Origin of the sequence: Ralstonia pickettii (genome assembly GCF_030582395.1) — a bacterium.
In the GTDB taxonomy this organism is placed as follows: Bacteria; Pseudomonadota; Gammaproteobacteria; order Burkholderiales; family Burkholderiaceae; genus Ralstonia; species Ralstonia pickettii_D.
Window position 1 is genome coordinate 3058636 of record NZ_CP104381.1, and the last position, 16574, is coordinate 3075209.

Sequence of the window (16574 nt, forward strand, 5' to 3'; positions counted from 1 at the left end):
CGTTGCAGTGCAGTTATTTGGTCAGGCCGACGCGATCGCGCGACACGTCCATGACCATGCGCGTCAGCAGGTACAGGCGCGGCACGATGGAGTTCAGGTCGACGTATTCGGCGTCGTTCGAGTGCGCGCCGAAGCTCGCCAGCCCAAAGCGCTCGATCACAGGCGCCTTGGTCTTGGACGCGGCAAACGCGGCATCGGTGCCGCCGCCTTCTGCCTTGTCGTCAATCTCCAGCGTCTTGCCCAGTTCGCCGTAGATCTTCTGGGCGTGCTCGGCCAACGCGCGCGAGGCCGGCGTCGCTTCCAGCGGCGGGCGGCGGCGCTCGAACTTGGCCGTGACCTGCGTATCCGGGACCAGCTTGTTCTTGATGCGTTCGTTGACAGTCTCTTCCAGCTTGTCGGCATCGGCGGCGCGCAGCAGACGCACATCGGCCTGCGCGGTGGCGACGGCCGGGATCACGTTGCGGTTGGTGCCCGCTTGTGCCACCGTCCAGTTCACTTTCAGGCCGGTTTCGGGCTTGGACAGATCGCGCATCTGGAGCACCTGGTGCGACAGTTCGTACAGCGCGTTGCGGCCTTGCTCCGGTGCGCCGCCCGCGTGCGAAGCCTTGCCCTTTACATCAAGCAGGATCGCGCCGATGCCGCTGGTGGCCAGCGACAGCTTGTCCGACGTCACGCGCGTGCCTTCGCACGAAAACACGGCGTCCTGCTCGGCGCCCAGCTTGGCCTGCATGGCCCGCGCGCCGGGCGAGCTGATCTCTTCATCGCCGTTGATCAGCACCGTGAGCGTGCCGTATTGCTTGAAATTGACGGCCTGCAGGATCGACACCGTGTGCAGGATGACCGCCACGCCGTTCTTGTCGTCGGCAATGCCCAGACCGTAGGCGCGGTCACCGTCGATGCGGAACGGCTGCTGCGCGAGCATGCCTTTCAGGTAGACGGTGTCCATGTGCGCGATCAGCATGATGTTGCGCTTGCCCTCACCCTTGAAGCGCGCCAGCACCATCTTGCCGATCTTTTCGGGCGTGTCGGCCATGCGGTAGGCATGGTCGCTGGGGTCGATCAGCTTGACGTCGCCGCCCATGCCGCGCAGGCGCTCGGCGATCACGCCGGCAATCTTGTCCAGGCCTTCGATGTCCTTGCTGCCCGATTCGATCGAAACCAGCGTCTTCATGGTGTCGATCAGCGCGGGTTTTTCCTGCTGGGCGCGCTTGTAGATTTCAGCCGGCGGCACGGCGGCAGCGTGGCCGGCAGCCAGCGCACCGACCAGTGCAACGACGGCGAGCACGGCAGGGCGCAAACCCTTGGGCAACAACGGGGCTCTCATGGATGTTTCCTCACCTGTTCTTAGTTATGGTCTGCAACAAAACCGCGATTTTCTCACGCCAGCCTGAGGATTGCCCGAGGGCTATCCCCCCTTCGGATAGGCACATGACACCGCGCAAAGGAATACTGATAGAGATGCGTAAAACGAAAGCGCGGCGCTGACACTCTCGCTACAATTGCTGCCATGCAATACATCCATGTCGTCAACGGCGATGTTGCCGGCGCCACGCTCAAACAGGCGCTCGCACAGGCTGGCCGCCCCGATTCCGTAGTCGTGCTGCGCGACGATCTCGCCGTCGGGCCGCTGGTCGACGTCGATAGCGTCGCCATGGCACGCTCCGGCTTCTGGCAGCGCGTGGCGCCCAACAGCAATATCGACTTCGCCGCCGAGATGCGCGACGCACTTGCGTCGCTCGCCGACCTGCGCGATGCCACCACGGAAGTCGCCATCTGGCACGGCCAAAGCGCGTCGGACCAGCTCATGCTGCGCCGGGTGGCGTTCCATCTGCACCAATCGCCCCAGCGCATCAATGAAGTCGGCATGGATGTGCGCGAACTTGAGGCCCCCAACGGCCAAGGTCCGTTGACCACCATCGGCATGTATTCGGGCGCACGGCTGGCGCGGCGGTTTTCGACCATCGCCCCGGTGTCGGTGCTGCGCATCGGCCGCCTGGCCTACGAATGGCAGCAGACCGTGCGCGAAAACGCCGACACGCGGCTGTGGAAGGGCAACACGCTGGTGCCGGTGTCGTACGGCACCGTGGATGAAGTGATCCTTGAGCACGTTCCCACTGACTGGGCCAGCGCCCGCGACGTGGTCGGCAGCATCATGGGCGCCATCGACGGACTCCTCGCCAGCGACTGGTTCGTCTTCTGGCGCTGCCGCGAACTGGTCGGCAACGGGCAGTTGCTGCTGCGCGGCGAGGCCGATTCGCTCAGCACCTGCGAACTGCGTCGCAATGTGAGCGTGGCCGTGTAGGCCCGCCCGGACCCAGCACCTGCCCCGAGGAGCGCCGCACAGCGCTCCTTTTTCTTTGTTCGCGGTCAGCGGCTGAGGTCAGCCGTCTCGGCGCACGCCTGCGCGCGCGGGGCAATCGATCGGGGTGTCCGCGTCGCCACCGTCCACTTCGTTGGCGAGATCGCTATCGGGCTGTGTGCCTTCCACGTCGCTATGGAGGTCGCCCTCACCCCACGGCATGGCGGATTCGCGCAGGCGCTTGCGCTGGGTGCGGTCGCGCTGGAACATTTCGGCCAGTTCGTCGCGCCCCTGCTGCGCGAGCGACACCAGCTTCTTCTGATCGCGGTAGACCGGGTAGACCTGCTCCATTGAATTGAGCGTGTGGCGCCGGAACGTCTGGGCGATGCGGTGCGCTTCGTAAGGCTCCTTGCCCAGCCCTTCCAGTACGCGGCGGCTCAGCATGAGCGAGCCTTCGAACATTTCACGTTCGATGACCTCCACGCCCCGGTCGCGCAACTGGTAGACGTGCGACACGTTGCGCGCCCGCACGTACAGCTTCAGGTGCGGGAAGCGCTCGCGCACGCGGTCGACCACCTCCAGGTTGGTTTCCATGTCGTCGATGGCGACGACCATCATGCTGGCCTTGTCGGCGCCGGCAGTTTCCAGCAGATCCATGCGCGTGGCGTCTCCATAGAAGACCTTGAAGCCGAAGCGGCGCAGCATGTCGATCTGGTCGGGGTCGTGATCTAGCACGGTGGCGCTATAGCCTTGGCTGTAGAGCATGCGGCCGACGATCTGCCCGAACCGGCCGAACCCGGCGATGATGACCTGGTTGTCCTGCGGATCGATGGTGTCGGGCGCGCGTTTCTTGCCATCCATCAGGCGTGGCACCAGCACCTTGTCGTGCAAGAGCAGGAGCAATGGGGTGGCCGCCATCGACAGCGCGACCACGAGGTTGAGCGCAGCGGCCGTCTCCGCCCCGAGCACGTTACCGGCCACGCCGGGGCCGAATACCACGAATGCAAATTCACCGCCTTGCGAGAGCAGGAACGCAAAGAGCCACGCCTGCCCACGCGCAATGCCAAAGCGGTTGGCGAGCAGGCGCAGCGCGCCAATCTTGACCGCCAGGAACACCGCAACCAGCCCGATCACGGCCCACGGCTGGCGCATCAGCACGCCAAAATCGATCGACATGCCGACGGCCAGGAAGAACAGACCGAGCAGCAGCCCCTTGAACGGCTCGATGTCGGTTTCGAGCGCGTGACGGTATTCGGAATCGGCCAGCAGCACGCCGGCAATGAATGCACCCAGCGCCATCGACAAACCGACGCTGTGCATCAGCAAGGCAATGCCCACCACCAGCAACAGCGAGAACGAGGTGAACATCTCCCGCATGTTGGTGCGGGCAATGGCGCGCAGCACGGGGCGCAGCACCGTGCGACCACCGAAAATCACGGCCGCCACCACGCCCACCGCCTTGGCCGCCGCCACCCAGCTATGGCCACCGGATGCGTCGCTGGCATCCGTCGCCAGCAGCGGCAGCAGCGCGATCATCGGGATGGCCGCAATGTCCTGGAACAGCAGAATGCCGAAACTGGCCGTCCCGGCCGGCGTGCGCATCAAATTACGCTCGGTCAGCGTCGCCAGCGCGATGGCCGTCGACGACAGCGCCAGCCCAAGCCCCGCCACCACGGCCGCACGCCAGGGGTGGCCCACCGCCATGACCGCCAGCCCGACGGCCAGCGCACACACCAGGAGTTGCAGCCCGCCGTATCCGAAGATGCTCCGCCGTAGCGACCACAGCCGCGCCGGCTCCAGTTCCAGGCCGATCACAAACATCATCAGCACGACGCCGAATTCGGAGAAATCCAGAATCGACTGCACGTTGGTGATGAGACGCAGGCCCCACGGCCCGACGATCACCCCGGCCAGCAAATACCCGAGCACGGAGCCCAGCCCGAGCCGACGCGCCAGCGGCACTGCCGCCACGGCCGCTGCCAGGTAGATGACGAAATTAACGAGCAGATCGTGCGATTGCATGGGCAAGGAAAAGATCGGAAACGTCAGGCGACGGAGTCGGCGTCGGTCGGGAGCCAGGGCTGCAGCGCAGCTTTGACCTGCGCGATATGGGCGGTGATGGCCTCGGGGGACGCGTCGTCGGCGTCGTGCAGCACATGTGGCGGCTGCCACTGCATGCCGCACAGCGCAGCCGTCTGCTGCAGCGGCAGCAGGAACATGTCGAACGTGTGGCCGTGAACGCCGTCCGGGTTGTAGGAATGCGCGCGGCCGCCCGTCGTGGCAAGCACCATCAGGTGCTTGCCGCGCAAGGCGGTGCCGCCCGGCCCGTAGGCCCAGCCCATCTCCAGCACCACGTCGATCCACTCCTTGAGCAGCGACGGCGTGGCGTACCACTGCACCGGAAACTGGAAGACGACCAGTTCCGCCGCTTCCACCGCTTCCTGCTCCAGACGCACGTCGATGTCGAAATCGGGGTAATGCCAGTACAGGTCGTGCATGGCCACGCCGGGCAGGTTAGCCAACGCACGCGCCAATGGCTTGTTGGCACGTGAACGGCGCGGCGCGGGATGCGCGTAGATCACAAGAATGCGCGAGGGCGTCATGGAAAATCAGGAGGCTGGGGCGGCTTGATGGTGCATCTTCGCACGGCTATTGTTGAGCGGCGTTACAGGCGGGATGGCGGCCGGGACGGTCGCGCCACGGACAAAGCACTTGCGAAAGCGCTGCGCTGCGCGCTTTTTGCGCGACGCAGCATCGACGTTGTTAGCACGCCACAACCGCGGAAGCTGCGCCCGGCTGCGCTAAATCAATGATTTGCCGCGAAATCCCGCGGAAAGGCTGACGCCAGACTTACGGGGAAACCCTGATTGCACTACAATAGCATGGTGCATTGCACAACACTCAGTTGCACCCGATTGAGTGCCCCGGAGGCGCCATCCGCACCTCCGACTCATCACTTCGCTGCCTTCCGTTGAAAGGGGCGATCAGAACAGGAATTGTGTCGTGAACCCGCTCGAACTGAGCAAGGCCATCGGCGTCGTCACTCAGGACGACATCGACAAAACGGAAGCTGCGCAAGGCGCGCCGCGTTCCACCGTGCTGGTGCGCGAGCTTGCTGCGCACCACCGGTCGCGCCTGCTCAAACACCTGCTCGCCCTGGGCGAGGAAGATCGCCTGCTGCGATTCGGCCAGGTGGTGCGGGATCACGTCATCGAGGCGTACGTCGACAGCATCGATTTCGACCACGACAAGGTCTTTGGCGTCTACAACGAGCGCCTGGAACTGACCGGCGTGGGCCACCTCGCCTACCTTCGCGACAACCCGCAGGGGCGCGTGGCGGAGTTCGGCGTGTCGGTGTCGGAATCGGCGCGCGGCAAGGGCGTGGGCAGTGCGTTGTTCCAGCGCGCCGCCATGCACGGCCAGAACACCAAGGTGCGCACGCTGTACATGCATTGCCTCTCGCGCAACGCGGCCATGATGCACATTGCCAAGAAGGCCGGCATGCGCGTGCAATACGCCTACGGCGAGGCCGATGCCTACCTCGAATTGCCGCCCGCCGACACGATGAGCCTGTTGACCGAAGCCATCGACGAACAGGTCGCCGATCTTGACTACATGCTCAAGCGCAACTTGCGCGACGTGCGCCGTTTCGGCCAGCGCTTCTGGCGCTCTCTGGTGCCGCAAAAGCGCACCGTGTAAGCGCATCGCTCCACAGCAAACGCCCGGCTCACCACCGGGCGTTTTTATTTGGTGTTCGCTCGATTGGCCGCCTAGGGCAATTGCGTGCTTGTCAGCCGCGTGGGTGCGCTCCCTACGATGAGGATGCGGCACCCCTCGCTCTTCAGCGGCGGCCATCTGCGTCGCCCGCGAGCCGATGCCGAGGCAAGAAGGAGACGACGATGAAGACACCATCCGCGCAATCGATGCTGCTGGCTGCAGCCGCGCTGCTTTGCCCGGGCGCTGCGTCCGCTGCCGCCCAGGACGCCGCCATGGGCGACATGATGATGATCAACCCCTCCGCCCTGAAGTGGGTCGATGCGCCGCCAAGCTTGCCCAAGGGCGCCAAGTTGGCCGTGCTCTACGGCGATCCGGGCAAAGACGGCCCCTACGTCATCCGCCTGAAAGCGCCTGGCGGCTACAAGGTGCCGCCGCACTGGCACACCCAGACCGAGAACCTGACGGTCATCTCGGGCACGCTCTACCTCGGCAGCGGCGACACCATGGACATGGGCGCGGCACATCCACTCAAGACCGGCGGCTTTCACAACCTGCCAGGAGGCATGCATCACTACGCCTTCACCAAGACAGCAACGGTGGTGCAAATTCATGGCACGGGGCCGCTGGACGTCAAATACGTCAACCCGCAGGACGATCCGTCGTCCAAGCAGTGAGGCCTAGCGCGCCACTGACGACGATCGCCAGCCGTCGGCAAGGTACATCAACAGCCGTTAACACGCGGCTGGCGGGCGCTGGCTACCATGCCCCTCCACAGGTCAAGCAACCACGGAGGGGCAGATGGTCACCAAGGCCCAGGCCAACCCGAAAACCGATTTCGAGCGCTGGCAGGATTACATCAACACCGCGGCCCAGCACCCCGACCGCTGGAATGGCTACGACTGCGACATCCGGGCTGCGGTGGCGGAATACAACCGCTACCTGATGGGCAACGCGGGCTATCTGCCGCTGGACTGGCAGGTCGTCAAGGCGATGGTGTGGGTCGAGACCGGAGCCGATTCGGAAGCGTGGGCGACCAAGCCGATGCAGATCGGCAACCTGGGTGACCCCGGCTTGAATACCTTGCTGCGCGGCGAAGAAGGCAGCGACCTCATCGTCCCCCCGGCTATCCGCACCCGGTTGAACGCGGGCCTGGCCCGAACGGTGCCCGCGTGGAACATTCGCGCCGGCGTCGGCTACCTGCTCACGCGCATGGCCAAGTTCGACGTCCGAAGCGTGCGCGATGCCGACGACAAGGTCTACGAAGTCGCCGTCAAGGCAGGTGACAGCCTCGACAAGATCGCCCGGGCGCAAGGCTCGACCCTGGTGGAGATGCGCGCGCTCAATCCGAATGCCGCAACACTCAAACCCGGACAGGTGGTCAAATACCGCAAGGCCGCCATGCGCAAGGTGATTACCGGCTGGCGGCCGGTGACGACGCAGAACATTGCCGTGCTGTACAACCACGGCGACGCCGCATACATCCGGAAACTCAATTACGTGCTCACGCTCATCCCGAAGATCGGAACCGCCGCATGCAAGTAGGCCGCCTCCTTATCGCCGTGTCGCTGCTGGCCGCGCAATCGGCCATGGCCGCAGATGCGTTGACCGGAACCTTCCGCGGCGATGGCCGTGCCTGCTACGGCGCCTTGTTCGTCCGTCCGAAGACCATCGAGTGGAATGCCAGCTTCTTCAAGTGCGGCCCCGCGCGCTACAAGGTGATCGAGCAGGACCTGTCGGGCGATCACCCGCGCGCGGCGTTCAAGATTGAAGACCACCGCAAGCGCTGCGGCCTGGCCGTCATCGAGGTCTCCCGCTACAGCGAGTTCTCGTGGAGCGTAAAGGGCTACCAAACAATGGAGGCGTACCAGAAGCGCGAAGAACCCGGCTGGAAGGACTCTGCCGACCCTGCCCGCCAGATCGCCCTGTGCGGCATGCGCAAGGAATAGCGGAGCCAACGCGCAGCCGCCATGCAGCCGCTCCAACGCTTCGCCCTGGAGAAACACGGCGGCCCGTATGAGCAGTGGCCCATGCGCACACGCGTGATTGTCGACGGCGTGCCGCACCCGACGCTCGCCATCCCCGGCTACGAACTGCTGCGGCAATACCAGACGGACCTCGGCTTCGTCCTCATCACCAATTACGACTGCCCGTTTGAAGAGGCCGTCTCCATCACCCTCGTCGCCCCCGATCTTTCACGTGCGATCAGCACCGGCACCATCGGTGCGGCGTACTACACGTTCTGGCTGGATGAGGTGGAGTGGATCGACGCGAACCGCTTCCGCGTCACCTGCGAAGACGCCGCGGGCGATTGGGTGGTCACGCTGCGGGCCCGACATATTCCGGTGTTGTCACCCGCCGTCTTCATCAAACGCCGCCTGGCGCCACCGGTCGAACCTGCGGTGTAGAGTGAATGACGCCTGTTCAACCGACACCCGCATCGCCATGACCGACGACGAACGCGCCATCCGCAACGTGGTGGACACCTGGCTCGCCGCCAGCAAAACCGGCGATATCGATACCGTTCTCGGCCTGATGACCAACGACGTGCTGTTTCTCACGCCGGGACAGCCGCCCTTCGGCAAGGACGCCTTCGCCAAGATGTCCCGCGGCATGAACGGCGTGCACGTGGACGGCACGAGCGATATTCAGGAGGTGCAGGTGTTTGGTGACATCGCTTACTTGCGCAACGCGCTGCGCATCGTCATCACGATGCCGGATGGCAAGGTGGCGCGGCGTTCAGGACAGACGTTGACGATTCTGCGGAAGGAAGCGGATGGGAGGTGGCGGTTGGTGCGGGATGCGAATTTGGTGATGGCTGACTCGGCAAACTGATACCGACATGGTCTTCCTAGCAATTAGCCCTGAAGGTTTGCAACGCGCGCTACAACTGGCAAGCGAGGCGAATCTGCCAATCTGGTGCGGAACCGACGCAATATCCGACGTTGAATACGGCAAACTCGCCGGTCGCAACGTTTCGCGGTTTGTCTATCCGCTGCGGTGCGCCTCTGCCCAAGCGCTGCAAGACGCTATCGATACGATCGCGGAGCATCATCCTGGTGAGCCCGTTTGGGTAGAGCACCTGCCGCCGACCTAGACGCTGATGCCATGCGACTTTCATTAGAACTACTTTGGCGTGACCCAGATGACGGCATGCTCGAACTGCGGCTGTCCATCGAAGGCGAGCGCCAGTCGGTTGTGGCCGATTTCTACGATTACGCAGATGAACTCGAGAAATGGGCCGCGAGACTGATGACGTTCCCTGCCGGCGTCAACGAAGAGATCGCTTTCGAGAAGGGCGCAAAGGACGGAAACGCCTATCTTTGGCTGGCTGTACGAGCGTTCGTAGCAGATGGCGTCGGCAATACGGCCCTTGAAATCGAATACAAAAAACCGGGCAACCGCTTGCACCTCGAAATCGTGCGCTTTGCGATCTCTGTAGAGGCCGCGACGATCAATCGCCTGGGCGCCGCACTGAAATCGTGGCATCCCACGGAACATGCACCCCTCGTATTCAGCGATGGCTCACCAAAGCCCGCGTGATTCAGCATCCCCGCCCGTCTCGGGGAAGCCTTCCTACTGTTTTAGTTTTCTTCCCGCTCAAGCAGGTCCAACACTTCCCACCGGTACGGACGGATGCTACGAACTGCCCTCGTTCACGTGTGCGGATTTGGCCGCACTGTCGGCAAACCCTCAAACCACCACCGGCAACGCCGTCGTATCCTTGATCCGCTCCAGCGCAAAGCTGCTCTTCACATCGATCACTGCCGGATGGGCGAGCAGTTGGTCGCGGATGAAGCGCGCGAAGTGCTCCATGTCTTCCACGAACACCTTGAGCAGGTAATCCATCTCGCCGGTCATGGCGTAGCACGTGACCACCTCCGGCCACGTCGCCACGGCGGCGCGAAAAATATCGGACGGGCCTTTCCCCTTGGGCGCACCGCCCTGCTTCTCCAGCCGCACGTTGATGTACGCCGACAGCCCCAACCCGATCTTGGACGGGTCGAGCAGCGCGGCGTACTGGCGGATCACCCCGGATTCCTCCAGGCGGCGGATGCGTCGCAAACACGGGCTGGGCGACAGGTTCACCCGCTCGGCGACTTCCAGATTGGTGAGGCGGCCGTTGTTCTGCAGGACTTCCAAAATCTTTCGGTCGATCTTGTCGAGTTCCACTTTATTCATTTTGTTGCTCCGCACCAATTAATTCGGCAATTTTCTTGCGCAAATTTAGCAAGATGGGCACAACTTCGCAATTTTTGCTTGGATGCACACTCCTACACTGCGAGGATCGTCAAAGACCTGAGCGCCCTAGCGGCGCCCGCCCCGCAGGAGATCGCCATGCAATTCACGCCTTGGGAAAACCCGATGGGCACCGCCGGCTTCGAGTTCATCGAATATGCCGCACCGGACCCCGTTGCCATGGGAAAGCTGTTCGAGAACATGGGCTTTACCGCCATCGCGAAGCACCGTCACAAGAACGTGACGCTGTACCGCCAGGGCGAGATCAACTTCATCATCAACGCCGAGCCCGATTCGTTCGCGCAGCGCTTTGCGCGCCTGCACGGCCCGTCGATCTGCGCGATCGCGTTTCGCGTGCAAGACGCCGCTTTCGCCTACAAGCGAGCGCTGGAGCTGGGCGCGTGGGGCTTCGACACCCACAGTGGCCCGATGGAGCTGAACATTCCGGCCATCAAGGGCATCGGCGATTCGCTGATCTACCTGGTCGACCGCTGGACCGGCAAGAACGACGCCAAGGCCGGCGACATCGGCAACATCAGCATCTACGACGTCGATTTCGTGCCTATCGCGGGCGCCAACCCGAACCCCACCGGGCACGGCCTGACCTACATCGACCACCTGACGCACAACGTCTACCGTGGCCGGATGAAGGAATGGGCCGAGTTTTACGAACGCTTCTTCAACTTCCGTGAAGTCCGCTACTTCGACATCGAAGGCCAGGTCACGGGCGTGAAGAGCAAGGCGATGACGAGCCCGTGCGGCAATATCCGCATCCCCATTAACGAGGAAGGGACGGAGAAGGCCGGTCAGATCCAGGAGTATCTGGACATGTACCACGGCGAGGGCATCCAGCACATCGCGCTCGGCTCGACCAACCTCTTCAACACGGTGGATGCGCTGCGCAGCAACGGCATCAAGCTGCTCGACACGATCGACACGTATTACGAACTGGTCGACAAGCGCATCCCCGGCCATGGCGAAGACGTGGCGGAACTGAAGAAGCGCAAGATTCTGATCGACGGCGCGCCGGGCGACCTGCTGCTGCAGATCTTTTCGGAAAACCAGTTGGGCCCGATCTTCTTCGAGTTCATCCAGCGCAAGGGCAACCAAGGTTTTGGCGAGGGCAACTTCAAGGCGCTCTTCGAGTCGATCGAACTCGACCAGATGCGCCGCGGCGTGCTCAAGGCCGACGATCAGCCGGCCTGAAGACCCTCAAGCTTCAGGCGTGCTGACCCCGCACCCCGATGGTTCACCATCGGGGTGTTTTTTTATGGGCTGTGCGGCATGAGCGCATGCGGCACTGACATGGTCCCGTAGCCAAACCGACCCACACCCGCCTTGCGATGCAAGCAGGATACGGATGGGCGCAGGCAACAAAAAAACGGCGCCCGAAGGCGCCGCTTGCCTGCGTAGATTCAAACGAAGCGTTACTCGCCCTTGGTCGCCGACGGGCCGCCCGGCATGGCTGCCGCCGCCGGGGTATTCATCTGCGCCTTGCGGGCGTCGTGACGGGCCTTCATGTAGGCGCGGATCTCGTCTTCGGTGATCTTGCCGTCATGGTTGGCGTCGATCTGGTCGAAATTCTTGGCCAGACGCGGCATGCCGGCCTGCGCTTCCTCCTTGGTCAGGCTGCCGTCGTTGTCCTTGTCGGCTGCCTTGAACCTGGCGTCGAAGCGCTGCGCCATCTTTTCGTGCATCTCGCCCTTGTGGGCTTTGTGCCAGGCGGCCAGTTCATCCTTGCTGAGTTGGCCGTCGTGGTTGGTATCGATCTGGTCAAAGTTCTTCTCGAGCCAGGCGTGGCCCTTGGCCTCGTCGCGCGAGATCTGGCCGTCGCCATTTGTATCGATGGCCTGGAAGCCACCGTGGTGGCCCGGCTTGCCGGCGCGGGCGTCGCTCTGCGGCGCAGCCGGCGCCGTGGCGGCGGCCGGCGCTTGTGCGCTGGCAGCGGGGGCACTGGCATCCTGGGCCCGGGCGTTCATGCCCGACATGGCGAGAAACAGGGCCGAGGTGGCGAGGAAGGCTTGTACAGCACGCTTGTTGGTCATGGTCAGCTCCTTTTCACATGGACTGTGTAGCGGATTAGAACCCGACGATCCCGGCGCGTTGCCGGCTTTTACACGCTGTTACCCCGATGACATGCCCTGTAATATGCGCCCGCAAACGCACGGCGAGCCGCGCCCGGCCTATTGGTCGGCGCCCGGTTGGGGGGTGTCCCCCTTGCGTGCAGCGGCTGCTGCGCGGTGGCGGGGGCCGACGATGCCGCCGCCTTGGCCGGCAGGCTCGTCCCCGGTGTTGATCTGCGCGGGCGCGATGGGGAGCATGGCGCCCGGCATGGTGGTGTTGGCCGGGTTGTTGGCAACTGACGGTGCGGGCGGCATTGCGGGAGTGGACAGCGGTGCCGCGGCACCTGCGGGGGGCAGCGGCATGGCCGGCGCATTGCGATTGGCCGGCGAGACGCCCGCCACGGCGCTGGCCGGCAGCGGAATCTCCTGGCGCGCGCCATTACGCTCGATCACCACCGAGCGCGCCTTGATTTCCACCAGCTTGAGATTGGACGACAGCGACCTGCCGGCGCGCACGGCCTGCGGCGCACCGCCGTCCACCGACACGATGGCGGCGCCGGAACCATCGGCCAGATCCGCCACCACGCCCATCACCTGCACATCGCGCGGGCCGTTCTGCGGGCCCCCGCCAAAGAGCGTGACGGCCGCGCCGGTCTCCAGGGCATCCGTTTGGGCCACGCGGGCCTCACGCGGCGCGCCCAGCGAGCGCAGCGACGACAGCGTCAGCACCCAGTGCGTCAGGAGCGCACAGAGGGCAGCAAACAGTACGAGACTGAGCAGGCGGGACGACTGTCGAGCGTTCATGAAATGGGGCGAGGCACCGTAGGAATACGCCGATTCTATCCGCCCTTCATGCCGGTTCGGTGAACAGCTTGGAGGGGCGGCTCTAGCGCCGACACAGCATGACCCCGCCGCGCAATATAAGGTCATATCTCACGGATATACTGTGTCTCTTCCCTTATTGCCAACTCTGTCGCCATGATGCAAGGCCAACTTCGCTCTTCCTTCCGCCAGCGCGCCCTCCCCCGGCTGCCCCATCGGGCGGCGCGTGGCTTCACCCTGATCGAGATCATGGTGGTGGTGGTGATCCTGGGTATCCTCGCCGCGCTGGTGGTGCCGAAGATCATGAGCCGCCCCGACGAGGCGCGCATCATCGCCGCCAAGCAGGACATCGCTTCCATTTCGCAGGCGCTCAAGCTCTATCGGCTAGACAACGGCCGCTACCCGACCACCGAGCAGGGCATCAGCGCGCTGGTCACCAAACCGACCACCGAGCCGATCCCCAACAACTGGAAAGGCGGCGGCTATCTGGAACGCCTGCCCAAGGACCCGTGGGGCCATCCGTACCAATATCTGAACCCGGGCGTGCGCGGTGAAGTGGACGTCTTCAGCTTCGGCGCCGACGGCCAGGCCGGCGGCACCGGCAATGACGCCGATATCGGCAACTGGGACAACTAAGCCGCCGCAGCCGCCCCCGCGCCATGTTCGGCCCACCACGCCGCCGCCGGCACATCCGCGGCTTTACGCTGCTGGAGTTGCTGGTGGTGGTGGTCATCATCGGCATCGTGCTGGCCGTGGTGGCCGTGAACGCCACGCCCAACCCGCGCTCGCAATTGGCCGATGATGCGCAGAAGCTGGCTCGCCTGATCGAACTGGCACAGGAAGAAGCGCAGCTCACATCTCGCCCCGTGGCGTGGGAGGGCGATGCGCAGGGCTGGCGCTTCTACGAATCGACGCCCAACGGCTGGCGCGTGCTCAGCCGCGACGTGCTCGCGCCGGGCCACTGGCGCCAAGGCATGGACAACGTACAGATCGTCGCAGGTGCCGCTGCGGTGCCGGGCGCCCCACAGCGCCTGGTGTTCGGCCGCGAGGCGATTGGCTTGCCGTGGCGCGTGGCGCTGACCTCGCAAGGTTCCCGCGTCGACGTGGTATCCGACGGCGGCCCCCGCGTGCTGACGGAGATGCAAACGCAATGACGCGCAGCCTTCGTCCCACGCGCACGCGCGGCTTCACCCTGCTCGAGGTGCTGGTGGCGCTGACCATCGTGGCCGTGGCGCTCACTGCCACCATGCGCGCCATGGGCAGCATGACCACCGCCAGCGATTCTCTGCAGACGCGCATGATCGCCACCTGGAGTGCCGAGAACCACCTCGCCAACCTGCGCCTGGCTCGCGTCTTCCCAGACCCTGGCGCGCGCGGCTTTCCGTGCCCGCAAGGCGATACGCAACTGTGGTGCGAAGAAACCATCGCCAGCACCCCGAACCCGGTGTTCCGGCGCGTGGAGGTGTCCGTCTATCCGGATGCGTCCAAGTCGGTGCGACTGGCCTGGCTTGTGACTCTATTGCCGAACGATGCGCGCAATGTCTTCTAACCGTTCGTCGCGCGGCTTCACCCTGCTCGAGCTGCTGGTGGCGATCACGCTGCTGGCCATCCTGGCCGTGATTGCTTGGCGCGGGCTGGACAGCATGACGCGCACGCACGAGGCGCTGGCCCAGCGCGACGAACGCATCGAGGCACTCAAGACGGCCTACGCCCAGTTCGACGCCGATTGCACCCAACTGGCCGATCCGAACACGCTGTCGCGCTCACCGGTGGAGGTCGACGCCAACCGCGTGCTGATGGTGCGCGACCGCCGCGACGACAGCCAGCCACCCGCGTGGCAAGTGGTGCTCTACCGCATCGTCGACGGCCGGCTCGAACGCCTCCAGACCCAGCCGATCACCAACCGCGGCGACCTGCGCAATGCGATGGACAACCTGCGCCAGGGCGGCGTGGGCGCCGCGCGCTACCTGCTTGCCGCCAACGTTGACAGCATCAGCGCCCGCGCGTGGGTCGAACCCGGCGGCTGGATGGACAACACGGGCGCGCTGTCGGCGGCGCTGTTCCCGGCGGGCAGCAACACCACCACCCTCACCGGCTTGCCGTCGGCTTCCACACCCAGCGCGTCGGCGCCCTCGGCCAACAGCCCGGGCGTGGTGGTGCCGGCCGCCTCGGTGCGTGCGATGGAGCTGGCATTGCTCGTGCGCATGACACCGCAAGGCGCGCCGCAGCGCTTCACGCGCATCTGCATGACGGGGCTTTGACATGGCGCGATGCTCCCGTAGATCGGCTCAACGTCGTCCGCAGCACGGGCGCCAGCGCGGCGCGGCCATCATTACTGCGCTGCTCGTCGTCACGCTGGCCGTGGTGATCGTGTCGGGCATGCTGTGGCGTCAGCAGGTGGAGATTCGCGCGGTTGAAAACCAGCGCCTGAAAGCGCAGGCCACGTGGATCGCGCGGGCGGGCATCGACTGGGCGCGCCTGATCCTGCGCGATGACCAGCGCCGCACCGGGGCAGTGGACCACCTGGGCGAAATCTGGGCCGTGCCGATCCAGGAGACCAAGCTGTCGGACTTCCTCGGCAGCTCCCTGCGCACGGATACGGCCGGCGAAGAGTCCTACCTGTCGGGCCGCATCTTCGATGCCCAGGCGCGCTTCAATCTGATGAACCTGCTGAAAGCGCAGACGCTGGGCGCCCGCACCATCATTACCGGCCGCGACAAGGACGCCATCAAGGCGTACGGCCTGCTGTTGCAGTCGCTCAACGTCGACCCGAGCCTGGCCAATATCACGGCGACGTACCTCGCGCAGATGTTGGGCGGCTTTCAGTCGATCGAGGGCATGCAGGGCGGCCAGCAAGGCGGCGAAGACAGCGGCGGGGGCGGGGGCGGGGGCGGGGGCGGGGGCAACAGCAACGGCCCGCGACCGCTCGACGACGTGGCCAGCCTGCTGACGATCCCGGGCTATACGGCAGACATGATCGCCAAGCTGCGCCCCTACGTGATCGTGCTGCCCACGCGCACGCAGATCAACGCCAACACGGCCAGCGCCGAAGTGCTGGCCGCCGTCATCCCGAACCTGAGCCTGGACCGCGCCCGCTCGTTGGTGCAGGCGCGCGACCGCGCTTACTTCCGCAACATCGGCGATGTCACGAACCAGTTGCGCGGCATCGCACCCGGGGTCGACACCACCGCTGCGGCCAATCTGCTGGACGTGCAGACCCACTACTTTCTGGTCTATGGGATGGCGCGCCACGAGCGGGCCCGCATCGGAGAAGTGGCGCTTGTTTCACGTGGCGATCCAGTCAACAATAACGCGACCCGCATCGTCTGGGTCCGCCGCATCGACGAGATTCCGTCATGACGGCGGCGCAACACCCCTCCACGTGCGTACGCGCCGCTTGTAGACAGACCCTGGCCTTCGCCGTATTGTCATCCGCA

Annotated in this window: 20 protein-coding genes; 14 read left to right on the forward strand and 6 right to left on the reverse strand. The window is 64.7% G+C overall.

Translation table 11 applies throughout. The annotated features are described in order from the left end of the window. Nucleotides 1-13: 13 nt before the first annotated feature. Nucleotides 14-1324 carry a M20/M25/M40 family metallo-hydrolase gene (locus N5B55_RS14770; RefSeq protein WP_304538525.1) on the reverse strand — a complete coding sequence of 437 codons (1311 nt, stop codon included), beginning with the start codon at nt 1322-1324 and terminating at the stop codon, nt 14-16. A 183-nt stretch (nt 1325-1507) separates the two neighbouring features. On the opposite strand from N5B55_RS14770, the gene N5B55_RS14775 reads away from it, so the two are divergent. Further along, the gene (locus tag N5B55_RS14775; RefSeq protein ID WP_009239689.1) at nt 1508-2302 is read left to right on the forward strand and encodes a DUF1835 domain-containing protein; all 795 of its coding nucleotides are present in this window, start codon (nt 1508-1510) and stop codon (nt 2300-2302) included. Nucleotides 2303-2380: 78 nt separating this feature from the next. Here the strand turns inward: N5B55_RS14775 and kefC are convergent, their stop codons facing one another. After that, entirely contained in the window at nt 2381-4321 is a 1941-nt protein-coding gene (kefC, locus tag N5B55_RS14780) for a glutathione-regulated potassium-efflux system protein KefC (protein WP_304538526.1), read from the reverse strand. A 23-nt stretch (nt 4322-4344) separates the two neighbouring features. Beyond that, the gene (gene kefF, locus N5B55_RS14785; protein WP_178959489.1) at nt 4345-4902 is read right to left on the reverse strand and encodes a glutathione-regulated potassium-efflux system oxidoreductase KefF; all 558 of its coding nucleotides are present in this window, start codon (nt 4900-4902) and stop codon (nt 4345-4347) included. Nucleotides 4903-5302: 400 nt separating this feature from the next. On the opposite strand from kefF, the gene N5B55_RS14790 reads away from it, so the two are divergent. The 7 genes from N5B55_RS14790 (at nt 5303) to N5B55_RS14820 (ending at nt 9556) form a co-directional block, all read left to right on the forward strand. Then, nucleotides 5303-5998, forward strand: a complete 696-nt coding sequence (locus N5B55_RS14790; protein ID WP_027680412.1) for a GNAT family N-acetyltransferase — start codon at nt 5303-5305, stop codon at nt 5996-5998. Between the two features lie 200 nt (nt 5999-6198). Continuing rightward, a complete protein-coding gene (locus tag N5B55_RS14795; RefSeq protein WP_304538527.1) occupies nt 6199-6690 on the forward strand; it encodes a cupin domain-containing protein in 492 nt (163 codons plus the stop codon). 124 nt (nt 6691-6814) lie between these two features. After that, entirely contained in the window at nt 6815-7558 is a 744-nt protein-coding gene (locus N5B55_RS14800) for a LysM peptidoglycan-binding domain-containing protein (protein WP_304538528.1), read from the forward strand. Beyond that, on the forward strand, nt 7549-7962 hold the full coding sequence (locus N5B55_RS14805) for a hypothetical protein (protein WP_304538529.1): 414 nt from the start codon (nt 7549-7551) through the stop codon (nt 7960-7962). Before N5B55_RS14800 ends, N5B55_RS14805 begins: the two co-directional genes overlap by 10 nt. Before the next feature lie 21 nt (nt 7963-7983). After that, a complete protein-coding gene (locus tag N5B55_RS14810) occupies nt 7984-8421 on the forward strand; it encodes a hypothetical protein (RefSeq protein ID WP_304538530.1) in 438 nt (145 codons plus the stop codon). Between the two features lie 37 nt (nt 8422-8458). After that, the gene (locus tag N5B55_RS14815; protein ID WP_178959485.1) at nt 8459-8848 is read left to right on the forward strand and encodes an SgcJ/EcaC family oxidoreductase; all 390 of its coding nucleotides are present in this window, start codon (nt 8459-8461) and stop codon (nt 8846-8848) included. A gap of 318 nt (nt 8849-9166) precedes the next feature. Next, the gene (locus tag N5B55_RS14820) at nt 9167-9556 is read left to right on the forward strand and encodes a hypothetical protein (protein WP_304538531.1); all 390 of its coding nucleotides are present in this window, start codon (nt 9167-9169) and stop codon (nt 9554-9556) included. A gap of 150 nt (nt 9557-9706) precedes the next feature. Here the strand turns inward: N5B55_RS14820 and N5B55_RS14825 are convergent, their stop codons facing one another. Then, nucleotides 9707-10195 (reverse strand): Lrp/AsnC family transcriptional regulator, encoded by a 489-nt coding sequence (locus tag N5B55_RS14825; protein WP_004628844.1) that lies wholly within the window; start codon nt 10193-10195, stop codon nt 9707-9709. A gap of 156 nt (nt 10196-10351) precedes the next feature. Here N5B55_RS14825 and hppD point away from each other — a divergent pair, with 156 nt between their 5' ends. Beyond that, complete coding sequence (hppD, locus tag N5B55_RS14830; protein ID WP_004628843.1) at nt 10352-11458, forward strand: 4-hydroxyphenylpyruvate dioxygenase; 1107 nt, start codon at nt 10352-10354, stop codon at nt 11456-11458. Between the two features lie 221 nt (nt 11459-11679). On the opposite strand, the gene N5B55_RS14835 is transcribed toward hppD, so the two are convergent. Together N5B55_RS14835 and N5B55_RS14840 are read right to left on the reverse strand one after the other, a co-directional pair. Continuing rightward, nucleotides 11680-12297 carry an EF-hand domain-containing protein gene (locus N5B55_RS14835; protein WP_304538532.1) on the reverse strand — a complete coding sequence of 206 codons (618 nt, stop codon included), beginning with the start codon at nt 12295-12297 and terminating at the stop codon, nt 11680-11682. 138 nt (nt 12298-12435) lie between these two features. After that, entirely contained in the window at nt 12436-13119 is a 684-nt protein-coding gene (locus N5B55_RS14840; RefSeq protein WP_304538533.1) for a type II secretion system protein N, read from the reverse strand. A 174-nt stretch (nt 13120-13293) separates the two neighbouring features. Between N5B55_RS14840 and gspG the strand changes: the two genes are divergently transcribed. From gspG to gspK, 5 genes are read left to right on the forward strand one after another with little or no spacing between them, the layout of a single operon-like run. Then, the gene (gspG, locus tag N5B55_RS14845) at nt 13294-13773 is read left to right on the forward strand and encodes a type II secretion system major pseudopilin GspG (RefSeq protein ID WP_178959480.1); all 480 of its coding nucleotides are present in this window, start codon (nt 13294-13296) and stop codon (nt 13771-13773) included. A 23-nt stretch (nt 13774-13796) separates the two neighbouring features. Beyond that, nucleotides 13797-14291 (forward strand): GspH/FimT family pseudopilin, encoded by a 495-nt coding sequence (locus N5B55_RS14850; protein ID WP_015855822.1) that lies wholly within the window; start codon nt 13797-13799, stop codon nt 14289-14291. Continuing rightward, on the forward strand, nt 14288-14686 hold the full coding sequence (gene gspI, locus N5B55_RS14855) for a type II secretion system minor pseudopilin GspI (protein ID WP_015855823.1): 399 nt from the start codon (nt 14288-14290) through the stop codon (nt 14684-14686). The genes N5B55_RS14850 and gspI overlap by 4 nt, the downstream gene beginning before the upstream one ends. Continuing rightward, complete coding sequence (locus N5B55_RS14860; protein ID WP_304538534.1) at nt 14667-15398, forward strand: PulJ/GspJ family protein; 732 nt, start codon at nt 14667-14669, stop codon at nt 15396-15398. The genes gspI and N5B55_RS14860 overlap by 20 nt, the downstream gene beginning before the upstream one ends. Before the next feature lies 1 nt (nt 15399). Continuing rightward, entirely contained in the window at nt 15400-16497 is a 1098-nt protein-coding gene (gene gspK, locus N5B55_RS14865; protein WP_304538535.1) for a type II secretion system minor pseudopilin GspK, read from the forward strand. The last annotated feature ends 77 nt before the right edge of the window (nt 16498-16574 follow it).